This is a genomic window from Promicromonospora sp. NPDC057138, from assembly GCF_042670845.1.
Classification (GTDB): Bacteria; Actinomycetota; Actinomycetes; order Actinomycetales; family Cellulomonadaceae; genus Promicromonospora.
The window spans coordinates 65,089-86,375 of record NZ_JBHUUX010000019.1; the positions used below are offsets into that span (position 1 = coordinate 65,089).

Genomic DNA, 21,287 nt, shown 5'->3' on the forward strand with positions numbered 1-21,287 from the left:
CGCAAGCTGTCTGTGCATCGCCATCATCGTTCTGCCGCTCCCACCCGTCAGGGAGGATGAAAGCGAGAGCGGCGTCACAGATGGCGCAGTGGGAGAGCGAGCTCGAGGACCTGGTGCAGCTCGGCGGTGAAACTGCGGTGTCTATTGCGACCAAACTGCAGTGTGGCGAGCGACGAAACTGCAGCAGCACTAGCGGCCAAACTGCAGCAGATGTGCGAGGATCGGCTCCATGGCGCGAATTCCGCAGTCTCCGGTCGGCAAGATTCTCCCGCGTCGAGCGCACGACTTGGTCCAGGAAGCGATGGCCGACACGAGGGTCGTGCTCGTGAACGGCCCACGTCAGTCGGGCAAGAGCACGCTCGTAGGCCAGATCGCCACGTCCCGGGGCATGACTCTCTTCACGCTCGACGACCCGAAGGTGCGAGAGGCGGCTCGCGCCGACGAGTCGGGGTTTGTCCGGCGGGCTCCGACCATGGTGATCGACGAGATCCAACGGATGCCGGAACTGCTGCTCCCGATCAAGGCCGCGGTGGACGTGGACTTCGTTCCTGGCCGCTTTCTGCTCACCGGGTCGGCACGAGTACTCGGACTGCGCGCGCTGCCGGACACCCTTGTCGGGCGGATGGAAACTATCGAGCTGTGGCCGCTGTCCCAGGGGGAGATCGACGGGGCACCTGACGGATTCGTCGATGCCGCGTTCGCTCTGGGCCCAGACCTGGAGCATCGTTCGGACGAAGACATCGACGGGTACATCGCCCGAATCGTCAGGGGTGGCTTCCCTGAGGCTGTGGCTCGTACAGGCAGACGACGAGCACAGTTTCTCAAGGGATACGTCGGCGACTTGGTGAACCGTGACGTCGTCCAGTTGTCCGAGATCGAACGTGGTCCGCAGATGCGGGCGCTCATCGACATGCTGGCGGTCCGTTCGGGGAACCTCCTTGTCCCCGGAAAGCTCGCGAGTGATCTGGAAATCTCTCAGCACACCGTGCAGAGCTATCTGTACCTCCTCGAAGAGGTCTATCTCATCAAGCGGATCCCGGCGTTGATCCGGAATCTAGGCACTCGTACCACCCATACACAGAAGGTGGCGATGGCCGATTCCGGGATCGCGGCAGCCTTGCTCAGTCAGGACGAGGCGAGCCTGCGCCGGATTGGCAGTCCGCTCGGTGGTCTGCTCGAAGGGTTCGTGGCCATGGAGATCGCTCGCCAGCTCTCCTGGTCAGAGACTGATGCCGAGATGTTTCACTACCGCACCAAGGACCAGGTGGAGGTCGACGTCGTCCTGCAAAACCGGCGTCGAGAAGTCGTAGGTGTGGAGGTCAAGGCCTCGGCCACGCCTAAGGCGGAGGACTTCCGCGGCCTGCGGCACCTCGCGGAGCGGCTCGGTGACGACTTCCTTGCCGGCTACGTCCTCTACACGGGCGACGAGACCTTGTCGTTCGGGCCAAAGCTCCGAGCGCTGCCGATCAGTGCAGTCTGGCAGGTCGCGAAGCCGTAGCCCGACGGAGACTTCCCCTGACACGTCATCGTGGTTCCGGCGAACTTTCTCGTCAGCAGCATCATCGTTCCCCTCTCCCCGTCCGTCAGGATGCATGACAGGGAGAGGGGGCGTCCCACATGGCGCATTGGGAGACAGAGCTCACGGAGCTCGTGATGCGGCGCAGCGGTGCGCTGGTCGGGTACGCGTACTCGCTGACGCGGGACAAGCCGCAGGCCGAGGACCTCGTGCAGGACGCGCTGGTGAAGGTGTACAGCCGCCTGCGCCGTCCGCCCGAGATGGCCGACGGCGCCCGGCAGGTCGTCGACCTGGACCGACCCCGGCTGACCAACGTGGAGGCATACGTGCGCCGGGCGATCCTGACGATCTTTCTCGACGGCTACCGGCGGCAGAGCAGCTGGTCCGGCCTCAAGCACCTCCTGGCCGACGAGCCTTCCGTGCCCGGGGCGGAGCGTGTCGCCACCGCCCGGGTCGACGTCGGGGTGGCCCTCGCCCGGCTGTCGCCGCGGCAGCGTGAGGTGGTGGTGCTGCGGTTCTTCGAGGACATGACGGTGCCGCAGATCGCGGCGGCCCTGGGGACGCGGCCGGGCACGATCAAGCGGCACCTCTCGAACGCGACGGAGCTGCTGCGCGGCTCGCTCGCGGAGGTCGTGACCCCGGACGTCGACACGAACCTGGACCAGCGGCTGGGTGCGGTGACGGGTGCGGTGCGCCGCCGTCGCGCTGTGAAGGTCGGTGCCATCAGCGGTGCCTCGCTGGTGCTGGCTGGCCTGCTGGCGATGGCGGCGCTGTGGGGGCCCGCGCGGCTCCTGTCGGACCCGGTGCCGCCGGCGACCCCGACTCCCGACGCCGCGGCGGTGGGCGCGGGCTGGGCGCCGAGCGGCTGGGAGAGCCTGGGCGAGCAGTACCAGTGCGGCATGGAGGTGACGGCCCTGACGTCGTCGTCGGACGCCGTGCGCGTGGAGCTCACCGGCGACGCCGAGGTAGTGGACGGGGACGAGTTCCGGGACGACAGTTTCCTGGAGGCACCCATCCGGATCACCCGGAGCGACGCCGCCGGCCAGACCCTCGACGGCAAGTTCCCCCAGCTCGTCTTCGCGCAGAACGGTCTGGTGGTCGACATCAGCGGGGGCTGGAACGAGGGCGGGTACGTCCTGCCCGACGCCGGCGAGTCCGCGAACGCCGTCGCCGAGGCGGGCGGCACCACCGCCTGCGGGACGTGGACGACCGACGGGATGACGGGTTTCGAGGAGTATCGGGACGCGCGGCCGGCGGGCACCTACGACGTGTACGCGGTGCTGCCGTGGTCCGCCCATGACGGTCCGACGGACCAGACGGGCACAACCGGAATCGCCGTCAGCGCGCCGGTCACCATGGAGATCCCCGCGGTCGAGGTGCCGGACGAGGCGCCGCTGACCGTCGACATCCGCGACGGCTACCAGCCGCCGTGGCTCGAGGGAACGAGCCTGGCGTGCGGGGCCTACGCGTCCGATATCCCGGGCGGCCCGCTCAAGCCCTCGGAGCGGTCGGGTCTGAAGCTGGAGGTCGAGACCGCGGCGGACCGGGAGACGGTTCCGTTCTCCGAGGTGACGGTCACGTTCACCGAGACCGAGGGCGAGCGCGTCGACACGACCCGCACGCCGGTCACGCTGGTCTGGCTCAGTGCCGGCCGGGTGGTCGGGGTCGGCAGCGACGTCTGGTCCCAGCCGGAGTGGGGCCTTCAGATCGGGGCGAAGGGCGAGACCTCCGTCGTCGTGCCGGTCGAGCCCGACCTGACGTGCCTTCAGGACCCGGAAGCCGGGATGTCCGCCGGGAGCTACGAGCTGTACGCCCTCACGGAGCTCGACCCGGGTGCGGGCGGCGAGCGACAGTTCATGTCCGCAGGCGCCGGGTCCGAGTACGTCGTCGAGGAATGAAGTCCCGCGAGTTTCTCGGCATCACCATCATCGTTCTCGCTCTCCCACCCGTCATGGAATATGAGAGGGAGAGGGGACACGCCCAACATGGTGCACTGGGAGACAGAGCTCACGGAGCTCGTGACGCGGCGCAGCGGTGCGCTGGTGGGTTATGCGTACTCATTGACGCGGGACAAATCTCAGGCTGAGGACCTGGTGCAGGACGCGCTGGTCAAGGTCTACTCCCGCCTGCGCCGTTCCTCCGCAACGGCCGGCCCGGAGCGGCAGGTCGTCAACCTTGACCAGCCCCAGATGACGAATGCCGAGGCGTACGTCAAGCGGGCGATCCTGACGATCTACCTGGACGCGTACCGGCGGGGAAATCACTGGTCAGGCATCAAGCACCTCCTGGCCGACGACGTCCACGTGCCCGGGGCGGAGCGCGTCGTGACTGCCCGGGTCGACGTCGGTGTGGCGCTGAGACAGCTCTCCCCTCGGCAACGCGAGGCGGTGACCCTCCGCTTCTTCGAAGACATGACGGTGCCGCAGATCGCGGCGGTCCTGGGGACGAAGCAGGGCACGATCAAACGACACCTCTTCAACGCGCTGGAGGTGCTGCGCGGCGCGCTCGCGGACGTCTCGGCTCCGGACGTGGACACGAACCTGGACCAGCGGCTGGGCGCGCTGACGGGAGCGGTGCGCCGCCGTCGGGCCGTCAAGGTCGGTGCCGTGGCCGGCGCGTCGCTGGTGCTCGCGGGCCTGCTGGCCATCGCCGCGTGGTGGGGGCCCGTGCGGCTGCAGTCGGAGCCGGTGCCGCCGGCGACGCCGAGCCCGGACGCCTCGACCACGACGGTCGGTGGCTGGACGCCGTCCGGCTGGCCGGAGCAGGAAGGGCCATTTCACTGCGGCATGGAGGTGGCGGCTCTGACGCCGTTGTCCGACCCCGTGCGCCTGGAGCTGAGCAGTGACCTCGAGGTCGTTGACGACGGCGAGGACGCTCACCTCGAGGCGCCGGTCCGGATCACCCGTGTCGACCAGGTCGGCCCGGACCTCAGCGCGACGCCTCCCCAGCTGGTCTTCGCGCGCGACGGCCAAGTGGTGGATATCGGGCCGGGCTGGATCGAGAGCCACCGTCCGCTGCCTGATGCCGGTGAGTCCGCCACCGATGTAGCCGAGGCGGGTGCTGCCACCGCATGCGGGAGGTGGACGACCCACGGTTTTCCTAACGCGCAGGAGTACCTGGACCAGCGCCCGGCCGGCACCTACGACGTGTACGCCGTGCTGTGGTGGGTCGACGGACCAGGCACGTACGGCTATGCGGTCAGCGAGCCCGTCACCATGGACGTCCCGGCGGTCGAGGTGCCGGATGAGGGGCCGCTCGCCGTCGACGTCCGGGAGGGTTATCAGCCGCCGTGGCTGGAAGGGATGAGCTTGGCCTGCGGGGACTACGCGTACGACATACCGGGGTACTCGTACTACACCTGGGGCCCGGAAACGCTGACGGTGGCGAGTTCGAGAAAGAGCGTGACGATGATGTTCGGGAAGACTGAGGGCCGGGCCATCGACACGACACGCACCCCGGCCGCACTGGTCTGGCTCAGGGACGGCCGGGTCGTCTCGGTCGGCTCCGACGTCTGGTCCCAGCCAATGGAGCACTTCCAGGTTGACGAAGAGGGCGGAACGACGGTCGTCGTGCCGATCACAGAACCCGACCTGACGTGTCTGGAGGATCCAGCCGCAGGGATGCCGTCAGGACGATACGAGGTGTACGCGCTGATGGAGGTCGACCCCGGCTCGGCAGGCGAGCGTCGCTTCATAGCGGTGAGCATCCTGCAGAGCCACTCGTACGAATCCCGAGGCTGAGCCGCAGACCAACGAAACCTCCCCGGCGCGCGTCATGGTGGATGTGGAGACGATGACAGCACATATGCACCGGGGAGGTGGCCGTGGCGGTATGGGAGAACGAGCTCGATGAGCTCATGAGGATGCGCGGAAGCGCCCTCGTCCGCTACGCCTACATGCTTTCCGGGGATCGCGCGCTCGCCGAGGACCTGGTCCAGGACGCACTGGTCAAGGTCTACTCGCGGCTGCGCGGGGCACCGGGCAGGGGCAGGTCCGTCGGTGTGGCGGCGGGAAGCCAGGCGCACGACCTGGAGTCCCCGTCCGGGTCCCCGTTCACGAACGCCGAGGGGTACGTGCGACGCGCCGTCCTCACCATCTACCTGGACGGCTACCGCAAGCGGCAGCGCTGGTCCGGGGTCAAGCACCTGCTGAGCGACGACCCCACCACGCGCGGCGCGGACCAGGCCGCGTCCACCCGCGTCGACGTGATGGCGGCACTGGCCAAGCTCGGCGCCCGCGAGCGGGCCTGTGTGGTCCTGCGCTACTTCGAGGACATGACGGTGCCGCAGATCGCCGACGCGCTGGGCACGGCCCAGGGCACGGTCAAGCGGTACCTGTCCGACGCGACCAAGAACCTGCAGGAGATCCTGCGCCCCGAAGACTTCCGACCTGCCGAAGGGAGGGCCGCCCGATGAGTGACGAGACCTGGAACGACGACCACGACTTCCTGAGCGGCGCGCTCCGTGGCGCCGCTGACGAGATGCCCGGAGCGGAGGTGGACGACCTGCATGTCTCATTCGGAGTGGTGCGCGACCGCGTACGACGGCGTCGTGCCGTCAAGATCGGCGGCCTCGCCGGCGTGAGCCTGGTCCTGGTGGGCGGGATCGCCTTCGGTGCCACACAGACGACGCTGCTGGGCCAGGGCGAACCGGTGCTCCCGGGATCGTCCCAGTACGCGCTCGCGTCGCCGGACGACTCCTCGAGCGCGTCTTCGAGGGCGTCCGCGAGCCAAGCGCCGCAGCCCGCCCCGAGCGGGCCGTCGGCTACGAGCGTGATCCAGGACGGCTACCAGCCCTCGTGGCTTTCGGACGTCGACGGCGGGAGCCTGACGTGCGGCATGCCCGTGGGCGACCTCGAGTCGACGGCGCCCGGTTGGTCGATCGCGTCGTCCGGCGACATCTACGCCCGGACGTCGGACTTCGGGGGCGATCCCTCGACGACGTGGGGCATGGCGGCGACCGTCGACCAGGGTGAGGGGTCGCTCGACGTCGCTCCCGTCCTGGTGTGGAGCCAGGACGGCGTGGTGGTGGACCTCGGGTTCAACGTCTTCGAAGCGGCGAGTCCTGCGGCCGAGCCGCTGATCAGCTCGGCCGCGGGTGGCATCGAGGCCCAGGGGGGCTCGTTCACGACGTGCGCACCCACCAAGACCGAGACCAGTGACAGCTACGAGACGCAGCTGCCCGTGGGCGACTACGAGGTACGGGTGGTCGCCTTCCCGCAGATCGCCTCGGGCCAGTGGGCGAAGGCGGTGAGCGAGCCGGTCTCGGTCCGCCTCGACGCCGACGGCGCGCACACCGCGACCGGGACGCGCGGCGCCGACGTGACGACCGAGTCTGCCAAGCCTCCGAAGCCTGCCGAGGGTGAGCTCTCGCGGTTCGTGTTCGACCGCAGCACGGCCTGGGTCACCGCGGAGCTGACGCAGCACGGGTACGTGACGACCGGCACGCCGTCGGTCACCGCGGAGTGCGAGAGCACCAACCCGGCGGACTCGGTGACGTACGAGCTGGCAACACCGTCCGGCGGCGTGTTCGGGTCCGGGCAGGTCCCCTGCGACGGCTCCCCCTTCGAGTCGGAGTCCGTGGTCGGCGGTGGCGAGGAGGTCGTGGACATCCGGCTGACGTCCGTTCCCGACGGCGTCGCCCGGTTCTGGGCGTACCTCGCCCCGCCGGCCGACGGCGGGAACGCCGCCGTCGAGTGCTCCGCGAGCAATCTCGGCATGGACTACGACCCGGCGAACTCGCCGAGCGAGGCCGCGGGGGGCACCGCCCAGGCCATCGTGGAGGCGGCGACCGACTGCGACTCCAACGGGCTGATCCAGCTCGCGACCGAGCACGACACGCAGCTCATGTACAGCACTGAGACCCCGGAGCAGGTCTTCAGCATGCCCGAGAACGACGCGATGCCCTACGAGACGCTGGTCCGCCTCCTGGCAGGTACCACCGGCGTCGTGAACGGCGGGGACGCCGGGAACGAGACGATCACCTGGCCGCGGGTCTCCACCAAGGAGTTCCGCGACTCGGACGAGGCCTGGGCGGAGGTCGTCGACGCCGGCCTGCTCACCCAGGCGGAGGCCGATACTCAGCGGGCGGACGAGACGCTCGGGTACACGGGGATGGTCATCGGCATCGCGGAGGACGGCACCTGGCGGTACTACGAGCCCACCGACTGACACCGAAGAAATCCGGCCCACGTCCCAACGGTTCCTGTGCCCCGCTCGTATGTGTGTGAGAGCGGGGCACATGGGCCCGCCGGGCGAGGGGACGGACACGGTGGCCGGAGAAAAGCTGGACCGGGGTGCTTGATGAGCACGCGCTGGGACGACGAGCTCACGGATCTCGTCACGAGCCGAGGGCGCGCCCTCGTGGGATACGGGTATGCGCTGACCGGTGACGTCCGTCGGGCGGAGGACCTGGTGCAGGACGCCCTGGTCCGCGTCTTCCGGCGGTTCCGCCGCCCGGAGGCGGCCGGCACCGAGGGCCACACCGAGTTCCCCCTGAACGACGGCGGGAGCCACGCGGGCATCGAGGCGTACGTGCGCCGGACGATGCTCAACCTCTATCTCGACGAGACGCGGCGGTTCGCGCTGTGGCGCAAGGCCCAGCCCAAGGTGGCGGTGGCGGACCGGGTGAAGGCTCCGGCGTCGGACATCACCGCCCGCGCGGACGTGACTGCCGCCCTGCGCGGCCTGAGCCCGCGCCAGCGCGCGTGCGTCGTGCTCCGTTTCTACGACGACCTGACCGTGCCCCAGATCGCCGCCACGCTCGGCATCGCCGAGGGCACCATCAAGCGACACCTGGCCGACGGGATCCGCGCCCTGCGTGGGGTGCTGGTGCCGGAAGGAGGCCTCCTGTGAGCAGGCACGATGATCTTGGGCCCGACGTCGACCTCGGTCCCGGCGGCGACGTCCTGCGGCAGACGATCGGCGCGCTGGTCGACGGCGCGACACCCCGCGGCGTGCCGAGCGCACCCGAGGCGAACCTCGGGCTCCTGCGCCGCAAGGTCCGGACGTGGCGCATCGCCAAGGCCGGGGCGGTCGGGCTGAGCACGGCAGTCGTCATCAGCGCGCTCGCCTTCAGCGCCGCGCAGGCGTCAACCTGGACCCGGTCGGAGCCGCTGCCCGGGCGGCCCACGATCCACAGCACCGAGACGGGACCCGTGCCGTCCGAGATCCCGACAGCGCGCGTCTCGCCGAGCCCGACGGTGTCGGCGAGCCCGTCGCCGTCGGCGTCGCCGTCGAGCACACCCGAGGCGACGCCGTCGGGAGCAGCTTCCGTCGAACCCACGCCGGACGCGAGTGCGTCGTCTGCGGCGCCGGAGGATCCGGTGAACCTGATCACCGCGCCCTTCGACGACGGGTACCAGCCGTGGGGAGACAGCTACCCCGTGTGGTGCGGCATGCAGGACGAGGACCTCGGGTCGACGAGTCCTACGCTGTCGATCGAGATCATCGGGGACCTGACCTACGGGCCTGGAGAGGACGGAACCAGAAGCATCCCGGTCCGGCTCACGGGCGAGATGCCCGGATACGTCGAACCCGGAAGCCCCGGTGACACGGAGACCCTCGGGGACGCCGCCTATCTGATCTGGTCGCAGGGCGGTCGGGTGGTTGACCTCGGTCAGGCGTGGAGAGAGGGCAACTACGACATTCCGCCGGTGCTCAACGACACGGGGGAGTGGACCGGTGACGCTTACGCGCCGTCCTACAGCTCCTGCGTCGAGGCGGACAAGAGGGAGGGCGGCATGTACTACGACAACGTACGCGCGGCGGGGACCTACCAGATCCGGGCCGTGCAGGCGCACAACATCGGCGACCCTGGGAGCAACGACGCCAGCGAGGACTACCTGGTGATCAGCGACCCGGTCACCGTCACCATCCCCTGACATGTCAGACGCTCAGGTCACTCCGGTGACCTGAGCGTCTGACACGTCAGAGGACCCGTAGCTGGCCAGGATCGCTTCGCTGCGGCGTCGGCCCCACCGGTCGAGGCGCTCGCGGCCCCACCGGGACCATCCGAGCAGGTGGTACCGCCACGCGTTGAGCGGCAGCAGGTAGGCGTGCGCCCAGGGCGGGCGCAGCGGCAGGCCGAGCTCGCGCATGCTGCGCACCCCGAGGAACGCCGTCAGCATCGACAGCAGCCGCTCCCGCTCGAACCGCGCCCGCCACGGCCGCCACCAGGACGGCCCGGGGTACGTCCGGTCGGCCTGCGCGGCGACCACCGCCCGGGCGAGGCGCGGCCCGGCGTCCGAGATCCCGGCCTGCGCGAGCAGCACGTGGTAGTTGATGCGGTAGCGCGCCCACTCGTCGTCGACCAGGAAGTCGGGGTGCACGCCCATCAGGTGCCCCACCCACTTCCACAGATGCATGAGGGCCCGGCTGTCCGACGGCGGGATGCGCGCCCCGAGCGCCCGGCATCCCAGGATGAGTGTGGCGTCGAACAGCCCGAGCGTCGCCGCCTGGTCGGCCTGGTTGATGGGCACGCCCCAACGGGCGGCGTCCCAGTCCCCGAGCGACGCGCCGACCAGCGCGTGCATCGCCCGGACGTGCACGGTGGCCCGCCACGCGGGGCCGTAGGGCCGAAGCGCCCCGGGCTCGGACAGCCCGACAGTCCACTCCTGCGTCTCCGCGAGCCGGCGCATCGTGCCGCCGGTCAGCGCGCCGGTCGCCGCGAGCAGGTCCGCCGGGCCGCCGAACCGATACCCGCCCACCAGCGAGAGCTGGAGCAGCACGTCGCCCGCGTTCTGCCCGAGCCTCCGCAGCACGGCGGCCCCCTCGTCGACGAGGTCCCAGTCCACCCATCCGGGCACGACGGTGACTTCGTCAAGAAAGAGCCGCAGCGCCTCCGGAGTTCCCGCGCCGAGATCGGTCCCTTGCACGCTTCCCGCGCCGAGATCGGTCCTTTGCCTCGAGATCGGTCGGTTGATTGACCGATCTCGAGGCAAGGGACCGATCTCACTCACGCTGCGAGGCAAAGGACCGATCTCACTCACGCTGCGAGGCAAAGGACCGATCTCGTCCCGTGAAGGTAGGCGCGGGTCCTCGGACCCGGCAACCGCGTGCGCCAGTGCCTCCCGGAGCTGCACGTGACTCACCCGCCCCGGCGTCCCGGCAGGGAGCCTCATCGCGGCTGCGAGCGCGGCACCGGCGTCGTCCGCCTCGAAGAACGCGCGGCCGATCCGGTCCATGAGCGCCTCGTCCACACCGCGTACCCGCCCGAACAGGCGCAGGGGCCGGCCGATCCGGGCCCCGCGGGCCTCGGCGGAGCGGAACCGGAGGGGGTACGTCGGCGCGGCGGCCTGTCCGACGTCGTCCGCGGTGCTGGCCATGCTCCATCCTGACCGGACCGACGCGGCTCTGTCAGCCCGTCAGCCCGTCGACCCGGAGTCCGGCACCCCTGCGTAGTCGGGCAGCTCGACGCCGTTGATCGCACGCTCGACCAGCTCCATGAGTGCTGCCATGTCGGGCTCCGGGGCCGGTTCGGCGTCCGGCTCGGGAGCGCTGAGGCTCTGCACGTGCATCCGGCCGATCTCCTGGTTGGCCTCGACGAATGGGCGCATCCGCGCTTCGTAGCCTGCGAACCCCGCCTCCGGGTCCCATCCGGCGGTGGCCAGCTCTCCGGCCAGCAGGTATGCGCCCACAAGGGCCAGCCCGGTGCCCCCTCCGGACATCGGCGACGAGCTGAATGCCGCGTCGCCGAGCAGCCCCACGCGACCGTTCGACCAGCGGTCCATCACCACCTGGGCCACCTGGTCGAGGTAGAAGTCCGGGGTGTCGTCCAGGTGTGCGAGGACGCGCGGGCTCAACCAGCCCAGGCCTGCCGTCCGCTCGCGCAGCAGGGCCTTCTGGGCGGCGACGTCGCGGTGGTCGACGTCGAAGTCGGCCGAGGGGAAGGAGAACATGGCCATCGCCTGGGTGGCGTCATGGATGGGCCGCAGGAGTGCGGAGCGCCCGGACTCCCGGTGCTGGTAGTCGTACACCCAGCGGTCGAGCCCGAACTCGTTGGGCACGCTGTAGAAGGCCAGCACGAGCCCGAGGTGGCGGACGAACTGCTCGTGCGGCCCGAAGACCATGGCGCGCAGCGCGGAGTGCAGCCCGTCCGCCCCGACCACCAGGTCGAAGCGCCGCCGGTCGCCGCCTGCGAAGGCCACGTCGACCCCGTCTGCGTCCTGGGTCAGCTCGGCGATCCGGTCGCCGAAGACGTACTCGACGCCGTCCCGGGTGTCGTCGTGGAGCACCTGGGACAGGTCCCCGCGCAGGATCTCGATCTCCGAGATGTACCCGTCGCCGCCGTCGTCCTCGGCGCGGAAGGTCTCCAGCACGTTCCCGTCCGCGTCCACGGTGTACGCGCCGGCGGTCTCGGTGCGGGCCGCGCGCACCGCCTCGTCCAGCCCCATCCGCCGGATGACTTCCCTGGCCACCCCGCGAGCGTCCACCGCCTGCCCACCGGGACGCAGGTCGGGCGCCCGCTCCACCACGGTCACCTCGGCCCCCCGCCGGTGCAGCCAGTGGGCCAGCGCGGGCCCCGCGATGCTCGCCCCCGCCACCAATACCCTGGCGCTGCTCATGGTGCACTCCGCTCATCCGTGGTTCCGAGTTGCTGTCCGAGCAGTAGACGCGCTCGGGGCGGGGAACTCATCGGCAGGGTGGTCCGGATCGGTTGCCGATTCCCCCCAACCTCATGGCGGGTTGGTTCGTCGATACGGTCAGGACAGCAGGAAGGAGCCGGCAATGGGCTGGCACGAAGACCTGGAGACGCTTGCCGCAGAGCGCGGCAGCGTGCTCGTCGGGTACGCGTACACGTTGTGCGGCGATGTGCGGCAGGCCGAGGACCTGGTGCAGGAGGCGCTGGTCAAGTACTGCTCCCGCCTCGTGCGGCCGGGCGGCCGGCGCGGGGCAGCGGCGTCGGGCATGCACACGGTGCCGCTGGACGGGCAGCAGGACCGGCCCCAGCGGCAGGCCGTGGAGTTCGCCGAGGCGTACGTGCGCCGCATGGTGCTGAACCTGTACCTGGACGGCTGGCGCCGCCGGAAGAAGTGGGCGGACATCGAGCCGCGGGTCGCCACCGACGACCGGGTGCGGTTTCCCGACTCGGGCATCACCGCCCGGGCCGACGTGGTGCAGGCGCTCTCGCGGCTCTCGCCCCGGCAGCGGGCGTGCGTGGTGCTGCGCTACTTCGAGGACATGACGATCAACCAGGTGGCGGAGACGCTCGGGAACGCCCCGGGCACCGTCAAGCGCCACCTCCATGACGCGCTGCACGTCCTGCGGGACGTGCTGGAACCGGCTGGATCGGCCGTCGGATCGGCCACTGCAGAAGGAGCATTGCGATGAACCAGCACGACGACGGCCGGGGCCAGGACCACGGCTGGGAGGACCCGGCGGAGGCCGATCTCCTGAAGCAGACGTTCGGCGCGATGGCGGGCGGGGTGAACCCGGGGTCCCCCACGGGCCCTGCCGCGGTGATGTCGGTGATGACCAAGCGGGTGCGACGGCGTCGGACGGCGAAGCTGGGCGGGCTCGGCGGTGGCGCTCTTGCCCTGGCGGGCGCGCTGGTGCTCGGGGCGGGACAGCTCGCGCCCCCGAACCAGGCCGAGGTCCTGCCCGGCGGGTCCTCGTCCGCGCAGGTGTCCACGCCGGACTTCGAGGTCAAGGACGGCTACCAGCCGCCCTGGCTCGACTGGAGCGACCTGTCGTGCGGTATGCCGGTGGCCGACCTGAAGTCGACGGCGTCGGGCTGGTCGGTGGAGTCGGCCGGTGACATCTACACCCACACGGCGGACCTCGGGGGTGAGCGCACGCGGACCTGGGGCATGCCGGCGACGTACCAGGAGGGGGAGGGCACGCTCGACGCCCCACCCGTCCTGGTGTGGAGCAAGGACGGCGTGGTGCTGGACCTGGGGCCGAACGTCTTCGAGGGGTGGGACGGGCAGTCGGACCCGCTCCTTGGTGCGGGCGGAGACGCCGTCCTGGCCAGGGGCACCTCGATGACGACGTGTATCCCGGGCTCGTACGGAGGCAACCTGCAACACGAGACACCACTGCCCGAGGGCGACTACGAGGTGCGCGTGGTGGCTTTCCCGCAGGTTGCCGTGGGCCAGTGGGAGACGGCGGTGAGCGAGCCGGTGCCGGTTCGACTCGACGCAGACGGCGCCCACAGCCCGGTCGAGGTGCGTGACGACTGGGTGACCATGGAGTACCCGGAGCCGCACGAGGGCCAGGTCTCGCGGTTCGAGATGGAGCGCGCAACGGGTTGGGTCCACGCGGAGATGACCCAGCACAACTACTCGTCGGACGCTGAGATGAAGATCATCGGCTACTGCGTCGGTTCGGCGATGGGAACCCCGCTTCCGATCGAGCTGGTGCAGCCGTCCACCGGCAAGGTGCTCAAGACGACCCAGATCACCTGCGACGGAGAAGAGACCGAGGCGGCGGTCGGGGTCCTGTCCAGCACCAGAAGCGGGGAGGCCGTCGACATCCGGATACCGGAGGTGCCCGATGACGCCATGCACTTCTGGGTGTCCCTCGAGTCGCAAACGCCCGTCGGCGGAGGAGACGCCGGGCCCGACTGCTCGGCGACCGGCTACGAACCGCTGTACGCAGGGGAGGGACCGTCCCGGGAGGCCTCGACGGCGACCGCCGGGGCCATCCTGGTGGCGGCGCTGGGGTGCGACGTCGATGCGCTCGTCGAGCTGGCGGACGCATCGGGGACGGAGCTCATGCCCGACGGCGACACCCCGGAGCGCACCTTCGCTCTGCCCGAGTCCGGCGTGCAGCACTACCGGGTGCTGGCCACCCTGCTGACCGGTACCAGCCGGGCGTACGGCACCGGACCGGAGGGTAACGAGACGATCGTCTGGCCCCGCGTCGCCACCGACGAGTTCGCCGACTCGGACGAGGCCTGGGAGGAGGTCGTGGTGGCCGGCCTGCTGACGGCCGATCAGGCAGCGGCCCAGCGGGCCGACGGGACGTACCTGGGCCCGCGGATCGGTATCGCCGCCGGTGACGGCACGTGGCGGTACTACTCCGCCGGCGACTGACCACTCCACCGTCGGCCGGACCCTCACCGTTGGTCGAGCTCGTCGAGACCTGTCTCTCGACGAGCTCGACCAACGGACGGGCTCGACCAAGGGTGGGCAGCAGGGCGACATAATGGCCCGGTGACTGCCCAGACAACCCGTTCCCGGTCCGTCGACCCCATCCAGCCCTCCGTGGTCCCGGACGCGGCCCGCGCCCACGCCGAGGACCTCGGCACCTTCGTGGCCGCGTCGCCGTCCTCGTACCACGCGGCCGCGGAGGTGGCCCGGCGCGCGGAGGCGGCGGGCTTCACCCGCCTCGCGGAGGACGCCGCCTGGGAAGTGACCCCGGGCGGGCGCTACGTGGTGGTCCGCGACGGCTCGGTCATCGCCTTCACCGTGCCCGACACCGCAGGCCCCACCACCGCCTTCACCATCGTCGGCGCCCACACCGACTCCACGGGCTTCAAGCTCAAGCCCAAGCCCACCACGCACGGCGCCGGCGGCTGGTGGCAGGTAGGTGTCGAGGTCTACGGCGGACCGCTGCTCAACTCCTGGCTCGACCGCGAGCTGGAGCTGGCGGGGCGGATCGTCACCCTCGACGGCACCGAGCACCTCGTGCGCACCGGTCCGATGCTGCGCATCCCGCAGCTCGCCATCCACCTGGACCGGGGCGTCAACGACAACGGGCTCACCCTCGACAAGCAGCGCCACACGCAGCCCGTCTGGGGGCTCGGGGACGCGGAGAGCGCCGACGTCCTGGCGGCGCTCGCGGCGGACGCCGGCGTCGACCCGGCGACGATCGGCGGGTACGACGTCGTGCTGGCCGACACGCAGCCCGGCCGGGCCTTCGGCGCCGGCCAGGCGCTGTACGCGTCGGCCCGGCTGGACAACCTGCTCTCCACCCACGCGGGGCTGACGGCGCTCCTCGGCCGGGCCTCCTCGCGGGTCGCCCTTCGACAGGCTCAGGAACCGCGTGTCGAGACCGGCAGCTCCGTCGCGATGTTCGCCGCCTTCGACCACGAGGAGATCGGCAGCGCGTCCCGCTCGGGCGCGGCGGGACCGTTCCTCGAGGAGGTGCTGGCCCGCGTCTCGACGGCGCTCGGCGCCACCGCCGAGGAGCGGGCGCAGGCGTACGCGGCGTCGCTGCACGTGTCGTCCGACGTCGGGCACGCCGTGCACCCGAACTATGCCGAGCGGCACGACCCGGCCAACCACCCGGTGGCCGGCGGCGGCCCGATCCTGAAGATCAACGCGAACCAGCGCTATGCCACGGACGCCCACGGCGCCGCGGCCTGGACCCTGGCGTGCGCGACGGCGGGGGTGCCCACCCAGGAGTTCGTCTCCAACAACGTGCTGCCGTGCGGCTCGACGATCGGACCGATCTCGGCGACCCGGCTCGGCATTCGCACTGTCGACGTCGGAGTGCCAATTTTGTCGATGCATTCGGCGCGCGAGCTGACCGCCGTCGTCGACCCGTGGTACCTGACGCGCGCGATGGGGGCCGTGCTGGCCCGCTGACCCGGCGATTCCTCCCGGAACGAGCCGGTAGCGGGGTTCTTCGGAGCGACCTGCGCTTTTGCAGGTCTTTGTTTGATCCGTCCCGGTCTACAATTGACTCAATTCGGACACGAGTTGGACAATCGTCCAAACAAGTCTGGCGCTGACCTGCGAAAACGTACGGTCTCGGTCGACCGTTGGCCTGGAAGAAAATACCTAGTACCGTCCGGATGCAGCGACCTGGTGGGGGTGATACCACTGTGGTCATCCGAGCCGTGAACTCGGCAAAAGAGAAATGCCGGACCCTCAGGAGCCCCCGTTGCCTCGTGCCACCGTTCGCACTTGTGCCCGATGCGGTTGTGTACTCAGCCGCTACAACTCCGAAGCTCGCTGCGCCGCGTGCCGGCGTACCGAGTCAGTCCCCGTGGTGTCCCTGCCCAGCGTGCCGACGCGCGTCTGGCAGGACGAAGCGGTCCGGTCGGCACTCGCCGACTGGGACTTCGGCCAGGTCAGCCGCATGGTTCGCCAGCTCGTGCCCCTCCGGCAGGAGGACGTCGCGGCCCTGACCGGGCTGAGCCAGTCCTACCTGTCCATGCTCGAGTGCGGTGACCGCCGCCTCACCGACGTCTCGCGCGTGGTCCAGTTCCTCACGGGCCTGGGCACGCCGCCGGACCTGGTGCGGCTCCCGCTCCCGGGCATCAGCCCGCTGCCCGACGCCGTCGCCCCCGCCCCCGCACGCACCGCCGCGTCGGGGCAGGCCAGCGCCCTGCCGGAGCTGATAACGCCCACGGCCCCCGATCCCAGCCTGCCGTGGACGGCGGACCGCATGCTCACCGCGCTGCGCCTCGCGCACGTCGCCGACAACACGGCGGACTGGCTGCCCACGGACGCCAACGGCCCCGTGTCGGCCACGGCGATGAGCGACGCCGCGGGGGGCGAGACCCCGCGTCCGGCGTCGGGCATCGCACTGAACTCGATGATCCAGCGCTGGGACGTCGAGCAGGCCGAGCCGCTGCGCCGCGCGACGGCGGGCACCCGGGTGTCGCTCGAGCTGTGCGGGCACCTGCAGGGCACGCTCGACGAGCTGCGGGTCATGGACAAGGGCTCGGGGAGCGGGGCGGTGGCCGATCTGGCCCGCGCTCACCTCGCCCTGGTGGTCAGGGTCCTGGAGCGCAGCACGTACGACGAGGTCACGGGCCGCAAGCTCGCCGCCGTCGCCGCGGACACCGCCACGCAGGCCGGCTGGTTCGCGTTCGACGCCGGACGACCGGACGCCGCGCGCGCCTACATGCTCGCCGGTCTGCGGGCCGCGCACGCCGCGGCCGACGACCGGCTCGGCGCGGGCGCCCTGTCCTACCTCGCGATCCACGGCTACTCCAGCGGCGACCCCCGCGACGCGGTCCGCGCCGCGGAGGCGGGCCGACGTCGGGTCGCCCGGCTGGACGCGCCGCACCTGACGGCGACGCTGCTCACCCGGCAGGCGCGCGGCCACGCCGCCGCCGGCGAGGGCGAGGCGGCCCGCCGGGCCCTCGGCGAGGCCTCCGAGCTGTGCGCCCGGGGCCGCGGCGAGGACGACCCGCACTGGCTCTACTGGATGAACGAGGGTGAGATCCACGGGCAGTCCGGGTCGGCGCACCTCGCCCTCGGCAACACGGCCCGCGCCGTGGAGAGCTTCGGCCACGCGATCCAGGCGGACCGCGCGGGCGAACGCCGGACTCACGGCCTGTTCCTGAGCCGGGCTGCCCAGGCGCACGCCAGGGCCGGCGACCTCGACGCGGCCTGCGCGACCGGCGATGAGGCTGTCACCATCGCCGAGACGGTGCAGTCGGCCCGGCTGCGCGAGCACCTCCGGGACCTGTCGGCAGACCTGCGGCGCGGCGGGTCGACGAGGCGGTCGGGGGTCGGGGCACGGGTGCTGACCGAGCGGATCGCGGCCCTGACGTCGTGATCGCATCGCCCACCTCCCGCGACCCGGCCAGGGTCCTCGTGCTCTGGGACATCGACCGGACGCTCGTCTACGTCGGAGAGGTGGATCGGACCGCGTATCGGGAGGCGTTCGCCGAGGTCGTGGGACGGCCCGCCGAACGCCTCCCGGCGAAGGGCACCGGGGTGACCATGCCGCTGGCGATCCGCGGTCTCCTGGAGGACAACGGGGTCACCGGACGCGCGGCGGACGAGCTGCTGCCCCGGATGCTCGAGGCGGTGCCGCTGCGCTTCGCGGCGCACACCGAGGACGTGCGCAGCCACGGCGTCGTGCTCCCCGGGGCCATGCAGGCGCTCAAGGCCGTCGCGGCCGAGCCCGACCTGGTCTCCACGGTCCTGACGGGCAACCTCGAGGCGAACGCCCTGATCAAGCTGGGTGTGTTCGGCATGGACCGGTACGTGGACGCGGCACTGGGCGGCTTCTCGTCCGACGACGCGCACCGGCCCGCCCTCGTCGCCGTCGCGCAGCGCCGGGCCGGCGACCGGTACGGCACCAGCTTCTCCGTTGACAGCACGGTGATCGTCGGCGACTCCCTGGAGGACGTGCGCACCGGGCTCGAGGGCGGCGCGCGCGTGATCGCCATCGCCTCGGGCACGACGACGGCGGAGCTGCTCGCCGAGGCCGGCGCCGACGTCGTGCTGCCCGACCTCACGGACGCGGCGCGGCTGCTCCAGGAGATCCGGGGACTCACCGACCGTGCGGGGCCCCGGTAGATGCATCCGAATCGACCGCGCTAGGCCCGCCGCGCTCACCTAGTGACCGCCGTCACATGTGGGTAGACTCTGCATTCTTCCCGCCATCGACGTTGCCGGCGGGGCCTTCCAGCCTTGTACGGGCCAACCCTGTACAGGGCAACACACTTTCTGGGGGAACTGCCTCAGAGCTCGTCGAGGAGGACGAATGCCTGAAGACGGTATTGTTTTCGGCGCAGGCAGCTACACCACGGTGGCGGTGATCGCCGTCATCGCGGTTGCCGCACTCGGGTGTGCGTTCGTGCTGCGTCGCCAGGTGCTCGCCGCGCCTGATGGAACCGCCAAGATGCAGGACATCGGCCAGGCCGTGCAGGAGGGTGCGTCCGCCTACCTGAAGCGGCAGTTCCGCACCCTTGTGCTGTTCGCCGCGGTCGTGTTCGGCCTGCTCTTCCTACTGCCGGGCGACAGCGGCGTCCGGGTCGGACGCTCCATCGCCTTCGTGTTCGGCGCCGGGTTCTCCGCGTCGATCGGCTACCTGGGCATGTGGCTCGCGGTGCGGGCGAACGTCCGCGTCGCCTCGGCCGCGACCCGGCCCGGCGGCCGCGCCGAGGGCGCCCGGATCGCCTTCCGCACCGGCGGCGTCGTCGGCATGTCGGTGGTGGGCCTCGGCCTGCTCGGCGCCGCGCTCGTGGTCCTCGTGTACGACGTCGACGCGCCCGCCGTGCTCGAAGGCTTCGGCTTCGGCGCCGCGCTGCTCGCCATGTTCATGCGCGTGGGCGGCGGCATCTTCACCAAGGCGGCCGACGTCGGCGCCGACCTGGTCGGCAAGGTCGAGCAGGGCATCCCCGAGGACGACCCCCGCAACGCCGCCACCATCGCGGACAACGTGGGCGACAACGTCGGCGACTGCGCCGGCATGGCCGCCGACCTCTTCGAGTCCTACGCCGTGACCCTCGTGGCCGCCCTCATCCTGGGCAAGGCCGCGATGGGCGAGGAGGGCCTCGTGTTCCCGCTGATCGTCACGGCGATCGGCGCGTTCGTCGCCCTGCTCGGCGTGTTCATCACCCGGGTCCGCGGGTCCGAGAGCGGGCTCGCCGCGATCAACCGCGGCTTCTACATCTCCGCGATCGTGGGCGCCGCGCTCGCCGGCGTCGCGGCCTTCGCGTACCTGCCGTCGTCGTTCGACCAGGTCCCCGGCACCGCCGACCTCTCCGGCGTGACCGCCGACCCGCGCGTCGTGTCCGCGCTCGCCGTCCTCATCGGCGTCGTCCTCGCGGGCGTCATCCTCTGGGTCACCGGCTACTTCACCGGCACCGACAAGAAGCCGACGCTGCACGTGGCCGAGACCTCCCGGACGGGCGCGGCGACCGTCGTCCTCTCCGGTATCGGCGTGGGCTTCGAGTCCGCCGTCTACACCGCGGGCATCATCGCCGCTGCGATCTGCGGCGTGTTCCTGCTGGCCGGCGGCTCCGTGCCGCTCGCGCTGTTCCTCGTGGCCCTCGCCGGCTGCGGCCTGCTCACCACGGTCGGCGTCATCGTCGCGATGGACACGTTCGGCCCCGTCAGCGACAACGCGCAGGGCATCGCCGAGATGTCCGGCGACGTCGACGAGGAGGGCGCGCAGATCCTCACCGACCTGGACGCCGTCGGCAACACCACCAAGGCCATCACCAAGGGCATCGCGATCGCCACGGCCGTGCTCGCCGCGACCGCGCTGTTCGGCTCCTACGCCGACGCCGTCTCCCACGCGCTCGCGCAGGTTGGCGACGTGGGCACCGGGCTCGTGACCTCGATGCTGAGCTACGAGATCATCTCGCCGGTGACGCTCGTGGGCGTGATCCTGGGCGGCGCCACCGTGTTCCTGTTCTCCGGGCTCGCGATCGACGCCGTGACGCGCGCGGCCGGCGCCATCGTGTTCGAGGTGCGCCGCCAGTTCCGCGAGCACCCGGGCATCATGACGTACGACGAGCGCCCCGAGTACGGCAAGGTCGTCGACATCTGCACCAAGGACTCGCTGCGCGAGCTCATCACCCCGGGCCTGCTGGCGGCGTTCGCGCCGATCGCGGTGGGCTTCGGGCTCGGCGTCGGGCCGCTGGCCGGGTTCCTCGCCGGCGCCATCGGGTCGGGCGTGCTCATGGCGATCTTCCTGGCCAACTCGGGCGGCGCCTGGGACAACGCGAAGAAGATCGTCGAGGACGGCAAGTACGGCGGCAAGGGCTCGGACGCCCACGCCGCCACGGTTATCGGCGACACCGTCGGCGACCCGTTCAAGGACACCGCTGGCCCGGCAATCAACCCGCTGATCAAGGTGATGAACCTGGTGGCGCTGCTGATCGCGCCGGCGGTCGTGGCGATCAGCGTGCCGGCGGACGCCAACCACGCGCTCCGCATCGGCATCGCCCTCGTGGCGGCGGCCGTGGCGTTCGGCGCGGTCATCTGGTCCCGCGTGCGCGCCACCCGCGTCGACGCGGAGCAGCAGGCAGAACAGGACCGCGCGGAAGCCGTCGTCTGACGCCGAGGTAGAACCTGTCCGCGAAGTAGAGCGCCTGTCCGGGTCTCCCTGGTTTCGCCAGGGAGACCCGGAC

Annotated in this window: 15 protein-coding genes; 13 read left to right on the plus strand and 2 right to left on the minus strand. The window is 71.0% G+C overall.

Annotated features, from left to right (window positions below):
* The first annotated feature begins 229 nt into the window (after positions 1-229).
* From ACFT2C_RS13260 to ACFT2C_RS13290, 7 genes are all read left to right on the plus strand, one after another.
* Positions 230-1,498: an ATP-binding protein gene (locus tag ACFT2C_RS13260; protein WP_377207529.1), complete on the plus strand. Its 1,269-nt coding sequence runs from the start codon at positions 230-232 to the stop codon at positions 1,496-1,498.
* Positions 1,499-1,617: 119 nt separating this feature from the next.
* Positions 1,618-3,414, plus strand: coding sequence for an RNA polymerase sigma factor (locus ACFT2C_RS13265; protein ID WP_377207530.1), 1,797 nt, complete (start codon positions 1,618-1,620; stop codon positions 3,412-3,414).
* 87 nt (positions 3,415-3,501) lie between these two features.
* Positions 3,502-5,256 carry an RNA polymerase sigma factor gene (locus tag ACFT2C_RS13270; RefSeq protein ID WP_377207531.1) on the plus strand — a complete coding sequence of 585 codons (1,755 nt, stop codon included), beginning with the start codon at positions 3,502-3,504 and terminating at the stop codon, positions 5,254-5,256.
* An 83-nt stretch (positions 5,257-5,339) separates the two neighbouring features.
* Positions 5,340-5,930 carry a sigma-70 family RNA polymerase sigma factor gene (locus ACFT2C_RS13275; protein WP_377207532.1) on the plus strand — a complete coding sequence of 197 codons (591 nt, stop codon included), beginning with the start codon at positions 5,340-5,342 and terminating at the stop codon, positions 5,928-5,930.
* Positions 5,927-7,684 carry a hypothetical protein gene (locus tag ACFT2C_RS13280; protein ID WP_377207533.1) on the plus strand — a complete coding sequence of 586 codons (1,758 nt, stop codon included), beginning with the start codon at positions 5,927-5,929 and terminating at the stop codon, positions 7,682-7,684. The genes ACFT2C_RS13275 and ACFT2C_RS13280 overlap by 4 nt, the downstream gene beginning before the upstream one ends.
* Positions 7,685-7,816: 132 nt before the next feature.
* A complete protein-coding gene (locus ACFT2C_RS13285; RefSeq protein ID WP_377207534.1) occupies positions 7,817-8,368 on the plus strand; it encodes a sigma-70 family RNA polymerase sigma factor in 552 nt (183 codons plus the stop codon).
* Positions 8,365-9,396, plus strand: coding sequence for a hypothetical protein (locus ACFT2C_RS13290; RefSeq protein ID WP_377207535.1), 1,032 nt, complete (start codon positions 8,365-8,367; stop codon positions 9,394-9,396). Before ACFT2C_RS13285 ends, ACFT2C_RS13290 begins: the two co-directional genes overlap by 4 nt.
* 12 nt (positions 9,397-9,408) lie before the next feature.
* On the opposite strand, the gene ACFT2C_RS13295 is transcribed toward ACFT2C_RS13290, so the two are convergent.
* Together ACFT2C_RS13295 and ACFT2C_RS13300 are read right to left on the minus strand one after the other, a co-directional pair.
* Entirely contained in the window at positions 9,409-10,839 is a 1,431-nt protein-coding gene (locus ACFT2C_RS13295) for an oxygenase MpaB family protein (protein WP_377207536.1), read from the minus strand.
* Positions 10,840-10,878: 39 nt separating this feature from the next.
* On the minus strand, positions 10,879-12,078 hold the full coding sequence (locus ACFT2C_RS13300) for an FAD-dependent monooxygenase (protein ID WP_377207537.1): 1,200 nt from the start codon (positions 12,076-12,078) through the stop codon (positions 10,879-10,881).
* A gap of 163 nt (positions 12,079-12,241) precedes the next feature.
* Here ACFT2C_RS13300 and ACFT2C_RS13305 point away from each other — a divergent pair, with 163 nt between their 5' ends.
* The 6 genes from ACFT2C_RS13305 (at position 12,242) to ACFT2C_RS13330 (ending at position 21,214) form a co-directional block, all read left to right on the plus strand.
* A complete protein-coding gene (locus ACFT2C_RS13305; protein WP_377207538.1) occupies positions 12,242-12,844 on the plus strand; it encodes a sigma-70 family RNA polymerase sigma factor in 603 nt (200 codons plus the stop codon).
* Positions 12,841-14,550, plus strand: coding sequence for a hypothetical protein (locus ACFT2C_RS13310; RefSeq protein ID WP_377207539.1), 1,710 nt, complete (start codon positions 12,841-12,843; stop codon positions 14,548-14,550). The genes ACFT2C_RS13305 and ACFT2C_RS13310 overlap by 4 nt, the downstream gene beginning before the upstream one ends.
* A 120-nt stretch (positions 14,551-14,670) precedes the next feature.
* Entirely contained in the window at positions 14,671-16,047 is a 1,377-nt protein-coding gene (locus tag ACFT2C_RS13315; RefSeq protein ID WP_377207540.1) for a M18 family aminopeptidase, read from the plus strand.
* 406 nt (positions 16,048-16,453) lie between these two features.
* The gene (locus ACFT2C_RS13320) at positions 16,454-17,974 is read left to right on the plus strand and encodes a helix-turn-helix domain-containing protein (protein ID WP_377207541.1); all 1,521 of its coding nucleotides are present in this window, start codon (positions 16,454-16,456) and stop codon (positions 17,972-17,974) included.
* Positions 17,971-18,723, plus strand: coding sequence for an HAD family hydrolase (locus ACFT2C_RS13325; RefSeq protein ID WP_377207542.1), 753 nt, complete (start codon positions 17,971-17,973; stop codon positions 18,721-18,723). The genes ACFT2C_RS13320 and ACFT2C_RS13325 overlap by 4 nt, the downstream gene beginning before the upstream one ends.
* A 187-nt stretch (positions 18,724-18,910) precedes the next feature.
* The gene (locus ACFT2C_RS13330) at positions 18,911-21,214 is read left to right on the plus strand and encodes a sodium-translocating pyrophosphatase (protein ID WP_377207543.1); all 2,304 of its coding nucleotides are present in this window, start codon (positions 18,911-18,913) and stop codon (positions 21,212-21,214) included.
* The last annotated feature ends 73 nt before the right edge of the window (positions 21,215-21,287 follow it).

What these genes read in the sequence shown, in the direction of transcription:
- ACFT2C_RS13285 (WP_377207534.1), top strand. Translation starts at nt 7,817, where the DNA reads ATGAGCACGCGCTGGGACGACGAGCTCACGGATCTCGTCACGAGCCGA.
- ACFT2C_RS13270 (WP_377207531.1), top strand. Translation starts at nt 3,502, where the DNA reads ATGGTGCACTGGGAGACAGAGCTCACGGAGCTCGTGACGCGGCGCAGC.
- ACFT2C_RS13295 (WP_377207536.1), bottom strand. Translation starts at nt 10,839, where the DNA reads ATGGCCAGCACCGCGGACGACGTCGGACAGGCCGCCGCGCCGACGTAC.
- ACFT2C_RS13280 (WP_377207533.1), top strand. Translation starts at nt 5,927, where the DNA reads ATGAGTGACGAGACCTGGAACGACGACCACGACTTCCTGAGCGGCGCG.
- ACFT2C_RS13265 (WP_377207530.1), top strand. Translation starts at nt 1,618, where the DNA reads ATGGCGCATTGGGAGACAGAGCTCACGGAGCTCGTGATGCGGCGCAGC.
- ACFT2C_RS13330 (WP_377207543.1), top strand. Translation starts at nt 18,911, where the DNA reads ATGCCTGAAGACGGTATTGTTTTCGGCGCAGGCAGCTACACCACGGTG.
- ACFT2C_RS13300 (WP_377207537.1), bottom strand. Translation starts at nt 12,078, where the DNA reads ATGAGCAGCGCCAGGGTATTGGTGGCGGGGGCGAGCATCGCGGGGCCC.
- ACFT2C_RS13305 (WP_377207538.1), top strand. Translation starts at nt 12,242, where the DNA reads ATGGGCTGGCACGAAGACCTGGAGACGCTTGCCGCAGAGCGCGGCAGC.
- ACFT2C_RS13310 (WP_377207539.1), top strand. Translation starts at nt 12,841, where the DNA reads ATGAACCAGCACGACGACGGCCGGGGCCAGGACCACGGCTGGGAGGAC.
- ACFT2C_RS13260 (WP_377207529.1), top strand. Translation starts at nt 230, where the DNA reads ATGGCGCGAATTCCGCAGTCTCCGGTCGGCAAGATTCTCCCGCGTCGA.